The organism is Nonomuraea sp. NPDC005650 (assembly GCF_040605375.1).
Lineage (GTDB): Bacteria > Actinomycetota > Actinomycetes > Streptosporangiales > Streptosporangiaceae > Nonomuraea.
On record NZ_JBEXCR010000061.1, the window covers coordinates 1 to 13,834 of the forward strand.

The 13,834-nt window shown below is 68.1% G+C and carries 13 protein-coding genes and 1 pseudogene; 3 read left to right on the forward strand and 11 right to left on the reverse strand.

Translation table 11 applies throughout. From position 1 onward, the window contains the following. A pseudogene (locus ABZS69_RS59030) lies at positions 1-583 on the reverse strand (hypothetical protein); the annotation flags it as partial. Between the two features lie 867 nt (positions 584-1,450). Between ABZS69_RS59030 and ABZS69_RS59035 the strand changes: the two are divergent. Then, entirely contained in the window at positions 1,451-2,023 is a 573-nt protein-coding gene (locus ABZS69_RS59035) for a hypothetical protein (RefSeq protein ID WP_355391165.1), read from the forward strand. Positions 2,024-2,471: 448 nt separating this feature from the next. Here the strand turns inward: ABZS69_RS59035 and ABZS69_RS59040 are convergent, their stop codons facing one another. The 10 genes from ABZS69_RS59040 to ABZS69_RS59085 all read right to left on the reverse strand — a co-directional run bounded on the left by ABZS69_RS59040 (position 2,472) and on the right by ABZS69_RS59085 (position 12,442). Beyond that, the gene (locus ABZS69_RS59040; RefSeq protein WP_355391168.1) at positions 2,472-4,085 is read right to left on the reverse strand and encodes an FAD-dependent monooxygenase; all 1,614 of its coding nucleotides are present in this window, start codon (positions 4,083-4,085) and stop codon (positions 2,472-2,474) included. Positions 4,086-4,270: 185 nt separating this feature from the next. Further along, entirely contained in the window at positions 4,271-5,359 is a 1,089-nt protein-coding gene (locus tag ABZS69_RS59045; protein WP_355391171.1) for a hypothetical protein, read from the reverse strand. Continuing rightward, positions 5,356-5,850 (reverse strand): SigE family RNA polymerase sigma factor, encoded by a 495-nt coding sequence (locus ABZS69_RS59050; protein WP_355391174.1) that lies wholly within the window; start codon positions 5,848-5,850, stop codon positions 5,356-5,358. The genes ABZS69_RS59045 and ABZS69_RS59050 overlap by 4 nt, the downstream gene beginning before the upstream one ends. A 63-nt stretch (positions 5,851-5,913) precedes the next feature. Then, complete coding sequence (locus ABZS69_RS59055) at positions 5,914-6,207, reverse strand: MTH1187 family thiamine-binding protein (protein WP_192790536.1); 294 nt, start codon at positions 6,205-6,207, stop codon at positions 5,914-5,916. 174 nt (positions 6,208-6,381) lie between these two features. Next, on the reverse strand, positions 6,382-6,717 hold the full coding sequence (locus tag ABZS69_RS59060; protein ID WP_355391177.1) for a hypothetical protein: 336 nt from the start codon (positions 6,715-6,717) through the stop codon (positions 6,382-6,384). A gap of 10 nt (positions 6,718-6,727) precedes the next feature. After that, a complete protein-coding gene (locus ABZS69_RS59065; RefSeq protein WP_355391180.1) occupies positions 6,728-7,405 on the reverse strand; it encodes a uracil-DNA glycosylase in 678 nt (225 codons plus the stop codon). 106 nt (positions 7,406-7,511) lie between these two features. Further along, entirely contained in the window at positions 7,512-8,411 is a 900-nt protein-coding gene (locus ABZS69_RS59070) for a carbohydrate ABC transporter permease (protein WP_355391184.1), read from the reverse strand. A gap of 52 nt (positions 8,412-8,463) precedes the next feature. Next, entirely contained in the window at positions 8,464-9,840 is a 1,377-nt protein-coding gene (locus ABZS69_RS59075; protein ID WP_355391187.1) for an ABC transporter permease subunit, read from the reverse strand. A 12-nt stretch (positions 9,841-9,852) separates the two neighbouring features. Continuing rightward, entirely contained in the window at positions 9,853-11,187 is a 1,335-nt protein-coding gene (locus ABZS69_RS59080; RefSeq protein ID WP_355391190.1) for an ABC transporter substrate-binding protein, read from the reverse strand. Positions 11,188-11,194: 7 nt separating this feature from the next. Next, complete coding sequence (locus tag ABZS69_RS59085; RefSeq protein WP_355391192.1) at positions 11,195-12,442, reverse strand: ABC transporter substrate-binding protein; 1,248 nt, start codon at positions 12,440-12,442, stop codon at positions 11,195-11,197. A 130-nt stretch (positions 12,443-12,572) separates the two neighbouring features. On the opposite strand from ABZS69_RS59085, the gene ABZS69_RS59090 reads away from it, so the two are divergent. Both ABZS69_RS59090 and ABZS69_RS59095 read left to right on the forward strand, forming a co-directional pair. Next, on the forward strand, positions 12,573-13,079 hold the full coding sequence (locus tag ABZS69_RS59090) for a PadR family transcriptional regulator (RefSeq protein ID WP_350729978.1): 507 nt from the start codon (positions 12,573-12,575) through the stop codon (positions 13,077-13,079). Next, complete coding sequence (locus tag ABZS69_RS59095; RefSeq protein WP_355391195.1) at positions 13,076-13,804, forward strand: ABC transporter ATP-binding protein; 729 nt, start codon at positions 13,076-13,078, stop codon at positions 13,802-13,804. The genes ABZS69_RS59090 and ABZS69_RS59095 overlap by 4 nt, the downstream gene beginning before the upstream one ends. Positions 13,805-13,834 lie beyond the last annotated feature (30 nt).

Below are 13,834 nucleotides of genomic sequence, written 5' to 3' on the forward strand. Positions count from 1 at the left end.
CCTTGACCAGCCGGGCACCGGTGATCCGGTTGCCGGCATCGACTGTCTTGCCGACGGGCAGGTCCTTGGTCCAGCGGAACCGGACCCGGCCGACCTTGGGAATATTGACCATGCCCCAGCGGCGGTGCGCCCGCGTGACCTGCAGGTCCCGGCCCTGTGGGATGTCCACTGCCATCACCGATCGCAAGCGGGCCTTGAAGGTCGGCGCCTCGGCCCGGCCCTGCCAGCAGTTCTTCCACGCCTGGAAGTACGTTTTGAGGACGGCTTGGGCGGCCTGGGCGGGCAGCACGGCGAGCCAATCGATGTCCTGGCGAGCCTGCCGGATCGCAGCGTCTGCCGCGCCCAGCGTGCGCTGGTGTCTGGCCAGCATCGTCCACCAGTCGTGCAGCAGATTCCACAGCGCCCGGGCCGCGTGCGCCTGGTCGTCGATGAGGCGGGCCTGGGCGGGTGTCAGCGCGAGCCGGGCGCGGTGCCCGAACCGCCGCTTGTCCAGGCCAGGGTCCTGGGCCGGGGTGGCGGCGAGCCGCGGTTGCGCCACCGGCGGCAGGTCCTGATTGTTGGTGGTGGAGCGGCGGATCGCCATTACGCACCTTCTGTCACATGGTCATCACCCACCGCACATATTACCTAGCGTCACCGAAGCTTTCCATAGTGCTTTCGAAAGTAGGGTCGCTGCTTTGCCTAGTCCGGAACGACCAGTTCTCCACGCTGCGCTTCAGGCGAAGTCCTTGACCTTCCGGTTCGTACGTCGCCGGGGGGTTGTGGCGGGACGCCGCTGACCGTCGTCCGCCAGTCCATCGAGCAGCAGAACCGGCCGGTCTGAGCCGGGTGGACGCCGTTTCGCCTCAGGGGCGAATCGGCTGTTCTTGCCCCGCTACGCGGGATGGGTCCGTTTCACCCTCGGCCTGAAGCCGGAGCGCTGCGGACGAATCCGGTAGATCGTTCATCGCCCGAGCGCTGACGCATGCACGGACGCCGACTACACGGACGCCGACACCGGCGCCAGTCGCCAGCGCTGGGGCGGACTTTGGCCCCGGCGCAGGCTTGGTCCCTCACCGCAGACCTCAGCCTCACTGCAGACCTCAGCCCCCCGCCGCAGACCTCAGCCTCACCACCACAGACCTCGGCCTCGCCCTGGTCCTCGGCCCGGCTACGGTCCTCGGGTCCGTCACGGACCCTCACCCCGTTATGGACCTCGGGTCCGCTACGGTCCTTGGCTCCGTTACGGACCTCGGGCCCGCCATGGCCCATGGCTCCCCACGGACTATGGCCGCCACTGACCTCGGTCTGCCATGGACCTGCGTGGCTCCCACCCAGGATTCAGGCTTCCACTAGGGACCCCGACCTTGGTTACGATGCCCGTTTTGACCGTATTTGTTGGGAAATATGCATAGTTATCCTGAACCGAATCGAGGTATTCGGCCGTCCAAGTGACGTGATCCCGTTTGAGATGATCGATGAAGATCTGCGTATGGCGCGTCAGCGGGCGCGTCGCTGGGAGGGGCTGAGCGAGCGCCACGCGGCTGTCACCGCCCTCACGAGAGAGACCCGGCATGAGCTCGATGCGGTCGAGGTGTGGGATCAGGAGCAGGTAGCTGTCGCGGAGGCGAAGCTGGGAGCGTACCTGACCGTGCTCGCGGCAGTGGAACGGGACCTGGCCGAGGTGGGGCCGGCGCGGGAGCTCTACGAGGAGTTGCTGGCACGTGAAGAGCGGAGACTGGCCGTTTCGGCCGATCCTCGGGGTGCCGAGCTGCTGGAGATCGGGCGGTTGCTGGCCGAGCTGGATGTGGAGTTGCCTGCTCGTGAACGCGCCAGGACGGCAGGGCTCGCGGTCCTGAGCGGCCAGGGGACGGTGGATGAGTTCGCCCGGCAGGTGGAGGCGCTCGGCATGATGGCGGATGGCGGCGTGCAGGGGATGGGCGGTGTCCGCGAAGTGGTGGAGCAACTCGAGGATCGTTGCCGGGAGTTGGAGCGGCTGCGTGACGGGCTGCGGGCTCGGCGCGAGGAAGTGCTACTCGGCTGAGTCGGGGCTGCTCGGCTCGCTCCGTCCGAGATCGGTTGGGCCGGCGCCCAAGTCCGATGGGGCGATGGTCGGGCCTCTGGCCGACCAGGGGCCCGGTGCTGGAGGTGGGGGTGGGGCAGAAATCCGGTTTCGGGGTGGAGATGGGGCTGGGTGCGGGTTGCGGTGGCTGGCCACTTTGGGAGGCGGCGGCTCTGGTGGGTTGCGGCTTGGCTGCGGGCGGTACAGCTCTGGTGGGTTGTAGCTGGGCTGTGGGCGGGTGCGGCTTTGGTGGGTTGGGGCTGGGCTGTGGGCGGGTGCAGCTTTCGGCGTGGGCGTGGGCGTGGGCGTGGGCGTTGGGGTTGGGGCGGTGCGGTGCGGTGCGGTGGGGGTTGAGGGTTGGGCCGGGGCGGTGCGGTGGGTTGAGGGTTGGGGAGGGGGTGGGTTTGCTCTGAGATGGTCGCTGGGTTTGTTAGCGGTTGAGGAGTTGGGTCATGATCTGTTGGAGGGTGGTTGCTGGGTTTGGGGTAGGGCCGGGGGAGCGCCAAGCCACGTAGCCGTCAGGGCGGACCAGGACGGCGCCGCCCCCGCTGACGCCGTACCGCTCCCGGAAGTGCCCCTCCACGTCCTTCAGTTCCTCGTCCACCACCAACCGCGTGAGCTGGATGCCGAGGCGCTCCTTGACCAGGCGTCCGGCGTCCATCCAGGCATGGCCGCCCTGCCTGTCGGCCAGAAGTACGAAGCCGGAGCCGAAGAGGTCGATGGTCGAGATGCGCTGGCCTTCCCAGTCGAGCACCACGTGTGGGGCGCGGCTGCCGGGGCGGCCGTTCGGTACGCGTGGGTCCTCCAGGATGGAGCCGTCGTCGTCGGGTTCGTCCAGGATGGCGGTGGAGTGGTAGCGGTATCCGATGATGACGCTCATGAAATCCTCGAGGGGCTCCGGGTAGCCGACGCGGGCCGCTGGAGGCATGCGTATGCCGAGGTTGGCGAGTTGGGCGTCGGCCGTCAGCATGCCGATCGGGCGGCGTTCGGCGTCGTACGTGTCGAGGAAGTCGGGGCCCGCCTGGCCCGTGACGACGAGCCAGAGACGCCAGGCGAGATCGCATCCGTCCTGGAGCGCGGTGCTGCCGCCCTGCCCGCCGGTGGGCGGCATGGTGTGGGCCGCGTCCCCGGCGAAGAACACCCGGCCCGCGCGGTACGTGTCGGCCACCACGTGTGCCAGGGCGAACGATGCCTTGTCCAGCAACCGAACGTTCAGGTCGGGTTGGTCGATCGCGATGCGTACGAGGTCTATGCAGTGTTCTTCGGTGAAGTCGGCATCGGTCTGGCCGTCGGAGTAGTTGACGCCGAGCACGTGCGCCCCCACGCCGGTGCCGGTCACGATCACGCCGGTGAAGGTGTCGTTCTGCAGGTACCAGAGGGTGACCTCGCGTTCGCGTACCATTCCGCTCAGGTCGGCGTCGAACATGATCGAGCACATCCGGCCCAGCTCGCCCTTGCCCGACGTGGGGACGTTCAGGAGGCGGCGGAGCGGGCTCCGGTAGCCGTCGGCGGCCACCACGTAGTCGGCGCGCACGAGGCGGTCGCCGTCGGCGTCGCGGATCAGCGCGGTCACGCCGTCCTCGTCCTGCTCCAGTGAGACCAGCTCGGTGGAGAAACGCAGGTCGGCGCCCAGCTCCTCGGCTGTGGACCGCAGCAGCCGTTCGATCACGGCCTGAGGCGCCCCCACCTGCGCCGCCGGGGTGATGTCGGTCAGGAAGGACATCGCCTCGCGCTCATTGCTGAAGAGCATCTGGGGGTTCGGGTCGGCCAAGCTCTTGGCGATCGCGATGCGCATGTCGTCCCCGATGCCTGACCAGGTCTCGCGGAGCTCCTGCTCGATGCCGGGTACGGGGCGCAGCAGCTCGACGGCTCGCGGGCCGACGCCGAACGCCTTGGGTTGGATCGAGGTGCTCGGATGCCTCTCCACCAGCATGACGGGTACGTCGCGCCAGGCCAGGAGCGTTGCCGCGCTCAGCCCTGCGTACCCACCGCCCACCACGAGGACGGGCACCCGCTCTTGTTCGTGTACTTGCTCTTGTTCCATGCTTGTCCACCTCCGGGAACGCGTAGTATCGCGTTGGCATTGAGGGACACGATATGTCGCGTCTGGAGAGGCAGTCAAGACATATCGCGTTGAGGGTGGGGGTGGGGATGGAGGTGACAACCGGGGTGAGGGTGGGTGGGAGGGGGTGTGCCCGCGCTTGGGGAGGGCGGGCACTTGGCTCCTTGTCAGTCGACCAGGCCGGGGATCAGGTACGTGCCGTGCTGGCGTAGGGCGAACAGTTCCCGGCTCTTGCCGGTTCGTACGTCCACCGCATAGACGATCGACGCGGGTCCGCGTGGTGACCCGGGGGCGGCCACCACGGTGACCTCGGTGGCGTTCAGCCAGCTGCCGAGTCGTGCGGGCTGGAGTTCGGCCGGGATGCCGGACAGCGGGATGCGCGTCTCCTTGCCGCCCCGCGCCGCGTCGAACAGGACGATCGAACCGTCCGGCTGCACCATCGGACTGCGGTTCGCCTCGACGGTCTGGCCCAGTCGGGCGAGGGTTCGGCCGTCGGGGGCGAGGGCGCTGTACGCGTACGTGAAGTCCGGGATGGTGATCGGGTCGTGGCCGAGCATCCACACCTGGCTGGTCTTGTCGTGCGCTTTGGTGAGGACGACGGGGCCGGATCCGTCGGACACACTCACGGGCCACCATCCCCGCGGGAGGTCGGACACCGTGCCCCGCTCCACGTCCACCAGTTTGTTGGGCTCTCGCGACCCGCCCCAGCCCGACACGATGAACCGCAGCCCGTTGGGTGACAGCCGCAGGGCGTACTCGGTCGAGAAGTCTTTCGCGGGCTGCGTCAGCGGGGACTTCCAGGTCCTGCCGCTCGCCAGGTCGCGCACCACGATCGTGCGCTGTTTCGAGTTGTAGTAGGCGAGCCGGCGGCCGTCCGCCGTGACCTCCAGCGGGCCGGTCTCCCTGGACGGGGCCAGCTCGTAGGTGTCGCCGTCGCGGGTCACAATGCGCCAGGCCGGCTTCGTGCACGCGGTGGTGCGGCAATTCTGCCGGTACGCCTGCTCGACCGGTCCGACCCCTTCCGCGGGCAGCGGCGGGGCCGTCGTCTGCGGCGGTGTGAGCACGACGGGGGGCTTGGGGAGCAGCTGCTGGAACAGTACGGTGCCGCCGCCCGCGATGAGGCAGGTCGCCGCGGCGATGGCGACGGCCAGGCGGGTCGTGCGCCGGCGGCGGGCGCCCCGTACCGCCAGGGCCGCCAGATCGACGGCGGGCGCCTGTTCGGCCAGCGCGTGCAGGTCTTCGCGCAGCGGGTTCACCGGTACACCTCCTGAGGGATGAGCGCGCGCAGTTTGGACAGCGCGTAATGCGTCTGGCTCTTGACGGTGCCGATCGAGACGCCCATGAGCTGCGCGGTCTCGTGCTCGGTGCGGTCCTCGTAGAAGCGCAGCACGATCACCGCCCGCTGCTTCGGCGTGAGCCGCACCAGCGCCTGGAGCAGGGCGAGCCGGCGCACGGTCGCCTCGTCGTGCGGCTGCCCGGACGCCGCGAGCTCCGGCACCTCGGCCTCGGGAAGCTCGATCCGCTTCCGCTTGCGCCAGGAGATGGTCTGGTTCACCAGGGCTTTGCGCGCGTACGCCTCGGGGTTGCCGCCTTTGGCGAGCTTCATCCAGTGGGAGGCGACGCGGGTGAGGACCGTCTGCAACAGGTCCTCGGCGAGGTGGGCGTTCCCGGTGAGCAGGTACGCCGTCCGCATCAGCGATTGCTGGCGCGCCCGTACGAACTCGGGGAACCCCTCATAACGGTCCATGCATGGAAACAACTTCGCCGAAGGGTCCAAGGTTGGAAAATTCCGCGGGCCCGGTGGTGTCGGCTACTCGGAGAGATGGCGTTCCAGGGATTCGAGTTTGCTGGTCATCCCGTCGGTGACCCCCTGCCGGAGGTCGGCCTTGAGCACCAGGCTGACCCGGGGCGCGACCTCCGCCACCGCGTCCACGGCGCGCTTGACCACGTCCATGACCTCGTCCCACTCGCCCTCGATCGTGGTGAACATGGCGTCCGTCCGGTTGGGCAGGCCGCTGTCGCGGACCACCTTGACGGCGCGGGCGACGGGCTCGGCGACTCCTTCGCCGACGCCCAGCGGGGTGATGGAGAATGCGACGATCACTGCGTGCCTCCTTGCGGCTTGCCGGAGGGTCCCGATCTTAGCGAGCCGCCGGAAAGCGAGAGCCCCGACCCTAGCGAGCCGCCGGAAAACGAGAGCCACGACCTTGGCGAGCCGCCAGAAAGCGAAAAGCCACGACGCGAACGCCGTGGCCAACCGCCGTGCTTCGACCACGCGTCACGCGTGGTCGTGGTCGTGGTCGTGCTCCTCTTCGTCCTCGTCCTCGCTGGGGCCTTCGGAGGGCTCCACCCCGAGGACGGCCTCGCGCGGCTCGATCTCGTTGATGTGGTCGACGAGCTGCAGCACGTGGTCAGGCTCGATGAGCCACTGCAGCGCCGAGGCGCCCGTCTCGTCGGAGCTGACCAGCTCGGCCTGCTCGGTGCGCTCCTCGGCGGTGAGGTCGGCGTCCGGGTGCCTGATCTCGGCCAGCGCCGCCGCCTGCAACGCGTCCACATCGAGCACCTCGACGGTCAGCTCGACCGTGAGGCGCAGGAACTTCGGTTCATCACTCATGGCGACGACTCTAGGGCAGCTTCCACTCGACGGGTGCCGCGCCTTGCTGTTCCAGCAGCTCGTTGGCCCGGCTGAACGGGCGCGAGCCGAAGAAGCCGCTGCGCGCGGAGAGGGGGGAGGGGTGGGCGGACTCGATGCGGGGCACGTCGCCGAGCATCGGGGCCAGGTTGCGGGCGTCGCGGCCCCAGAGGATGGCGACCATCGGCTTGTTGCGCGCCACGAGGGCGTGGATGGCCTGCTCGGTGACCTGCTCCCAGCCCTTGCCCCGGTGGGAGGCGGGCTTGCCGGGCATCACGGTGAGGACCCTGTTGAGCAGCAGGACGCCCTGCTCGGCCCACGGGGTCAGGTCGCCGTTGGCGGGGCGGGGGAGGCCGAGGTCGGTCTCCATCTCCTTGTAGATGTTGAGCAGGCTGCCGGGCAGCGGCCGCACGTCGGGCGCCACCGAGAACGACAGCCCGACCGGGTGACCGGGCGTGGGGTAGGGGTCCTGACCCACGATCAGCACCTTGACGTCGTCGAAGGGCTGGTTGAAGGCACGCAGCACGTGCGCGCCCGCAGGCAGATACTGCCTGCCTTCGGCGATTTCCTTGCGCAGGAACTCGCCCATCAGGGAGATCTGCTCGGAGACGGGCTCGAGCGCTCGGGCCCATCCGGCTTCGACGACTTCGTGCAGTGGACGACCGGTCATGGCCGTTGAGCTTATCTAGGTCTGGTACGGCTTGCTGCCCAAACGCCGGTTCAAGCCGTACCAGAATGATCAAGGATGCCCGCGCTGTCCGCGCGGGCACCCTTGATCACTTGACGGAGCCGGCCATCATGCCCTGGACGAAGTACCGCTGGAACGCGAAGAACAGGATCAGCGGGATGAGCAGCGACAGGAACGCGCCGGACGAGAGGATGTCCACGTTCGATCCGAACTGCCGCATCTGAGACTGCAGGGCCTTGGTCATCGGCTGGTTGTCGGTGTCGGCGAAGACCAGCGCGATGAGCATGTCGTTCCAGACCCAAAGGAACTGGAAGATGCCCAGCGAGGCGATGGCGGGCTTGCCCAGCGGGAACACCACCGACACGAAGATCTTCCACTCGGGCGCGCCGTCCATCCGCGCCGCCTCCAGCAGCGAGGACGGGATGCCGACGAAGAAGTTGCGGAGCAGGAAGATCGCGAACGGCAGGCCGAACGCGGTGTGGAACAGCACCACGCCCGGGATCGAGCCGAAGATCCCGATGCCTCCGTAGAAGGACGCGACGGGGATCAGCGCGATCTGGATGGGCACGATCAGCAGCCCGACCACGATGAGGAAGCCCAGGTCACGCCCGGGGAACTCCATCCACGCGAACGCGTAGGCGGCCATGGCCGCGATGCCGATCACCAGGACCGTGGTCGGCACCGTGATCAGCACGGTGTTCCAGAAGGACGCGGTGAAGCCGCTGGCCAGCAGGTCCCGGTAGTTCGCGAGGGTCAGCTCTGCGGGCTTGGTGAAGATCGTCCACCAGCCCTCGGAGTTGTTGATGTCCGTCGTACGCATCGAGACGACCAGCAGGCCCAGCGTCGGGACCAGCCAGAACAGGCCCAGCACGATCATGACCACCTGGACGGCGCCGCCGCCGATCCGGTCCACGATCTTGCTCACCGTGCTCCTGCGCGGCGCCCCCGTCTCCAGCCCCGAGGGCGCGGTCGCGGTTGCCGTGGTCATGACCCCTCCTTCGCCGGTCTCATGACCGGACTCCCATGCTCACTCCATTCGGTCATGACTCGTCCCTCCTGAACCGGCGGATGTTCATGATCATGAAGGGGAGGACCAGAATGAGCAGGAAGACGGCCAGCGCACTGCCCAGACCCTGGTTGTTCCCGCCGCCGAACGCCACGCGCCACATCTCCAGCGCGATCACGTTCGCCTGGGGTTGGACCGAGGCCGGAGCGATGATGAAGACCAGGTCGAACACCTTCAGCGTATTGATGATCATCGTCACGAAGACGACGAGCAGCACCGGCGACAGCAGCGGCACGGTGATCTTGCGGAACACCTGCCACTCCGTGGCGCCGTCGATGCGGGCCGCCTCCAGCGCGTCACGCGGGATCGCCGCGAGGCCCGCCGCGATCAGCACCATGGCGAAACCGGCCCACACCCAGACGAACGCGCCGATGATCGCCGGGGTGATGAGTGTCGGGCCGAGCCAGCTCAGTCCGCTGTAGGCGGCCTGGAAGTTCGACTGCGGTAGTCGTACGACGTAGGAGCCCGCGGGCAGGCCCTCGAAGCGGAACGAGCCGTCGGTGGCGGTCGTGGCGGTCGCGGCGACCTGGCCGTTCTGTACCGCCTCGACCGTCATGCCCGGCAGGCCCTTCTCCGAGGCGTCTATCTCGCCGTTCTTGCCGCCGCCTCCTGGCGTGAAGTCGAACCACACGGTCCCCGAGACGCCGTCGCCGCCCGCGGGGGCCTTGGCGGTCTGGGCGTTGCCCGGCATGACGTTCGGCTTGACGCCCACGATCGGGATCAGCACCGGCTGACCCGCCTGGGCGGGCTGCTTGGTGACGACCGCGCCGCCGTCGGCGGCGACCGGCGACTGGTCGCCCTCGCGGGCCCGCGCCTCCGGGTAGCCCTGCGAGGAGGAGAACGTGTCGTGCACGGTGGTGAGCACGGCGTTGGCCACGCCCTTGGCGGGGTCCTGCTCGTAGACGAGGCGGAAGATCACGCCCGCCGCCATCAGGGAGACCGCCATGGGCATGAACACGATCAGCTTGAACGCCGTCGACCATCTGATCCGCTCGGTCAGCACCGCGAAGATCAGGCCCAGCGTGGTCACCACGATCGGTCCGACAACGACCCAGATGAGGTTGTTGCGGATCGTGGTGAGCATGCTGGAGTCGGTGAAGATCGTGGCGTAGTTGCCCAGCCCCACGAATCCGGTGCCCGCCGAGTCGAACAGGCTCCGGAAGATGGAGTAGACGATCGGATAGACCACCCAGATGCCCAGCAGCACCGCTGCCGGGAGGAGGAAGGCGATGGCGACCGCCGGCGAGGGGCCGATGCGTCGTTGCGTACGGGGGGTTTCAGCCGGTCCGGTGGAGGGCTCGTCCGCGGTGTCCGCGGACGAGACCTGCGGGCCGTCCAACCGTTCGGTCACGGCCTTACCTCTTTACTTCTTCCAGGCCTTCTTGGCCTCGGCTTCGAGTGTTTCCTGGGTGCCCTTGATGTCGCTCGGGTTGCGCAGGAAGTCCTGCAGCGCCTTCCACTCGCCCTTGCCGTCGGTGCCGCCGAACGCGCTCGGCGCCAGGTCGGACATGTCGTAGCGGACGGCGTCGCCGGCCGAGACGATCGTCTGGCCGAGCTGCTTGGTCAGCTCGTCGGGGTAGTTGTCGGGGGAGACGTTCTTGTTGGGCGACAGGTAGCCGGGCAGCTTGGCCCAGATCTCGCCGCCTTCCTTGGAGGCCAGGAACTGCAGCAGCGCCATCGCGCCGGGGGAGTCCTTCATCGCGACCGCGACGTCGCCGCCCAGGACGACGGGGGCCGTGTCACCGGCCTTGGGGAACGGGAAGTACTTGGCCTCCTCGCCCACCTTGGCCTTCGACTGCACCGCGGAGACGGCCACGAAGTCGGCCTCGATGACCATGGCGGCCTTCTTGTCGCCGTAGACCTTGGTCACGCAGCCGGGGAAGTCGGTCTGCAGGGAGCCGGCGTTGCCGTCGAGCACGAACTCCTTCTTGCCCGTGATCTGCGCGATCTTCTCCAGCGCGGTGGTCACGGTCGGGTCCGTCCACGGGATCTCGTGCTTGGAGAGCTTGTCGTAGTTCTCCGGCCCGGCGGAGGACAGGTAGACGTTCTCGAAGAGGTCCGTCAGCGTCCAGCCGGACGCGCCGCAGAACGAGAACGGCGCGGTGCCGGAGTCGGCGATGGTCTGCGCGTTCTTGACCAGCTCGTCCCAGGTGGTGGCCGGCTGCACGCCCGCGTCGTCGTACGCCTGCGCCCGGTACCAGACCAGCGACTTGTGCGCCGCCTTGATGAGCACGCCGTACACCTTGCCGCTGGCGGAGCCGAGCTCCTTCCAGTACGGGGTGTAGTTGGTGTCCACCTCCTTGACGACGTCGTCGGTCAGCGGGATGAGCGCGTTCTGGTCGGCGTACTGCTGCACCAGGCCCGGCTGCGGCAGGATCGCGACGTCCGGCGGGTTCTTGCCCTGGATGCGCGGGCCGAGGTAGGCGCCGGTGTCCTCACCGGTGGAGGCGTACGTGACCTCGGCGCCGGTCTTCTCGGTGAAGGCCTTGAGCACCTGCTGGAAGTTCTTCTGCTCGTCGCCGGTCCACTTGGCGGCGACCTCGAGCTTCACGCCCTGCAGCGTCTTGGCGCCGGCGGCGGGGGCCGACGCGGAGCCCGACGCGTCGGCGGACGGAGAGGTGGTGGTAGGGGCGTTGCCGCAGGCGGCGACGGCTACCGCGAGCCCGGCCAGGATTGCTGCTGCTCTGGCGTTACGCATGGCTGCCTCACTGAGTTCTGATGATCTCTTCTAGTTCTGACTTCATCGAGACCGCGGCGTCGTCCGCGGACTCGGTGGTGGGGTTGCCGAGCGCCTTGGCGACCGTACTGGCGATCACCAGGCTCAGCTGGTTGTAGTTGGCGCTCACCGGCCGTGCCTTCGCGGCGAGGATGCTCTCCTTGAGCACGGGCAGGTAGGGGAAGCGCTTGATCAGGACGGGGTCGTCGTAGAGCTCGGTCCACACGGGTGGAAAGGAGCCCTCGGTCAGGACGCGGCGCTCGTTCTCCAGGCTCGTGAAGTAGCGGATGAACTCCTGCGCCGTGCGCTGATGCTTGGAGTACGCGCTGATGGCCAGGTTGGCGCCGCCCAGCGTGCTGGACCCGGGGCCGTTGGGCCCGGGCAGCCGGGTCACCCCCAGCTTGTCGCCCAGCTTCGCCCTGGCGGGGCCGTAGCCGTGCGGCCAGTTGCGGGCGAAGGCCAGCCGGCCCTCCTGGAAGGCCAGGCGCGTCTCCTCCTCCTTGTAGCTCAGCGACTCCTTGGGGATCCAGCCCTCGCGCAGGCCCTGAAGCAGGAAGTCGATGGCGATGCGCGTCTTGGCGGGATCGAGGGTCACCTCAGTGCCGTCCTTGCTGACGATCTGCCCGCCGGCGGACTGCAGTGCCTCCGAGAAGTTGACGGTGAGCCCTTCGTATGCCAGGAACTGCCCGGCATAACCTCCAATATTGTGCTTTTCGGTGATTTGTCGGGATTGGTCGCGTAGCTCGGCCCACGTCCGCGGCGGCTTCTTGACCAGGTCGGTCCGGTAGTAGAGCAACCCTGCGTTGCTCGTGTACGGGACGGCCCAGAGCCTGTCCTTGTAGATCGCCGTCTCCACGACCGGCGGCAGGAACCTGTCGAGCGGGAACAACCCGCGCTCCAGGGGGATGATCCAGCCGTTCTCCGCGAACTCGGCGGTCCACACCACGTCGAGCCCAAGCACGTCGTACCGGTTGCTCTTGGCCTGGAGGTTGGCCACCATCTGAGCACGCTGCTCGTCGGCGGCCTCGGGCAGCTCCAGCAGCGTCACCTTCTCGGCCGGGTGGGCCTGGTTCCAGCGGTCCAGCAGGGGTTGCAGGTACGCCGTGGTGTCGCGACCGGTGGCGAAGGTGATGGGGCCTGTGCCGCCCGTACCCGTTTCGCCGCCGCCCTTGTTGCTCGCGGACACGCATCCGGTCGCCGCCAGGAGGACGACCAGGTAGAGCGTGAGCGAGCGCACTCCGTTTCCTCCACGTTCAGAGCCAATTACATACGTGTTAGGTAGATGCATTCATGTTATGCACACCTGTAATCTGTAGGTCAACGGCTAACTGCGTAACGCGTTCGTAACACGGTGGGGAGGTGGGGCGGTGCGGCTTCATCTGCTGGCGCTCCTGGCTAAAGAGCCGGCCCATGGCTACGAGCTCAAACAGGCGCTGGAGCAGACGTTCGGCAGCGCCTATCCGTCGCCCAACATCGGCCAGATCTATGTCACGCTCGGCCGGCTGGAGAAGGACGGCCTGGTCCGGGCGGTGGACGTGGAGCAGTCCAACCGGCCCAACAAGAAGGTCTACTATCTCACTGCCAAGGGCCGTGACGTGCTCACTCTCTGGGTTGACGAGCCCACAGAGGGCCCCAGGGTGCGCGACGAGTTCTTCATGAAGCTGGTGCTGGCCCCGCTCACCGGCATCGCCGACCGGATGGCGCTGATCAGTCGCCAGCGCCGCCACTACCTGTCGCTCATGGGCGATCTCAACGACCTCCTGGCCCGCACCGCGCCGACCGATCGGGTGGCGATACTCCTCATCGAGGGCGCCATGCTCCACCTGCAGGCAGATCTTGACTGGTTGGAGCGTTGCCAGGAGGATCTGGCATGAGCGCGGTTGTGAAAACGGTCAATCTGGTCAAAATCTACCAGGATGGCGCGGTGCCCGTGCCTGCCGTGCGCGGCGTGGACCTGCAGGTCGAGCCGGGCGAGTTCGTCGCGATCATGGGTCCGTCCGGCTCCGGCAAGTCCACGCTCGTCCACATGCTGGGCGGGCTCGACACCAGGACGAGCGGCGAGATCTGGCTCGACGGCAAGCGCGTCGACACGCTCTCGGAGAGCGCGTGGGCGCTGCTGCGGCGCAAGAAGGTCGGGTTCGTCTTCCAGTTCTTCAACCTCGTCGCCAACATGACCGTGGGCGACAACGTCGAGCTGCCCGCGCTGCTGGCCGGGGCCTCGCCCAAGGTGGCCCGCGAGCGCAGGGAGAGCCTGCTCGGCGCGCTCAACCTCACCGACCGGTCCGAGGCCTCGCCCGCCCAGCTCTCCGGGGGCGAGCAGCAGCGGGTCGCGCTGGCCAGGGCGCTGGCCAACCAGCCCAGCGTGCTGCTGGCCGACGAGCCCACCGGCAACCTCGACAGCCGCAACACCCGAGACGTGCTCCGCCTGCTCAGCGACGTCCACAAGGAGGGCCAGACGATCGTGATGGTCACCCACGACGCGCGCGTGGCGAGCCTGGCCGACCGGCTGGTGTCGCTGTTCGACGGGGAGATCGTGGACGACGGCCGCATCGCGCGCCGGCGCACGCGCACGGCCGGAGAAGTGATCGACCTCAGGTGAGCGAGCGAACGATCGGACACAGCACCGCCG

Coding starts and splice junctions, on each gene's coding strand:
- ABZS69_RS59035 (WP_355391165.1), top strand. CDS start 1,451: ATGATCGATGAAGATCTGCGTATGGCGCGTCAGCGGGCGCGTCGCTGG.
- ABZS69_RS59040 (WP_355391168.1), bottom strand. CDS start 4,085: ATGGAACAAGAGCAAGTACACGAACAAGAGCGGGTGCCCGTCCTCGTG.
- ABZS69_RS59050 (WP_355391174.1), bottom strand. CDS start 5,850: ATGGACCGTTATGAGGGGTTCCCCGAGTTCGTACGGGCGCGCCAGCAA.
- ABZS69_RS59060 (WP_355391177.1), bottom strand. CDS start 6,717: ATGAGTGATGAACCGAAGTTCCTGCGCCTCACGGTCGAGCTGACCGTC.
- ABZS69_RS59065 (WP_355391180.1), bottom strand. CDS start 7,405: ATGACCGGTCGTCCACTGCACGAAGTCGTCGAAGCCGGATGGGCCCGA.
- ABZS69_RS59070 (WP_355391184.1), bottom strand. CDS start 8,411: ATGACCACGGCAACCGCGACCGCGCCCTCGGGGCTGGAGACGGGGGCG.
- ABZS69_RS59080 (WP_355391190.1), bottom strand. CDS start 11,187: ATGCGTAACGCCAGAGCAGCAGCAATCCTGGCCGGGCTCGCGGTAGCC.
- ABZS69_RS59095 (WP_355391195.1), top strand. CDS start 13,076: ATGAGCGCGGTTGTGAAAACGGTCAATCTGGTCAAAATCTACCAGGAT.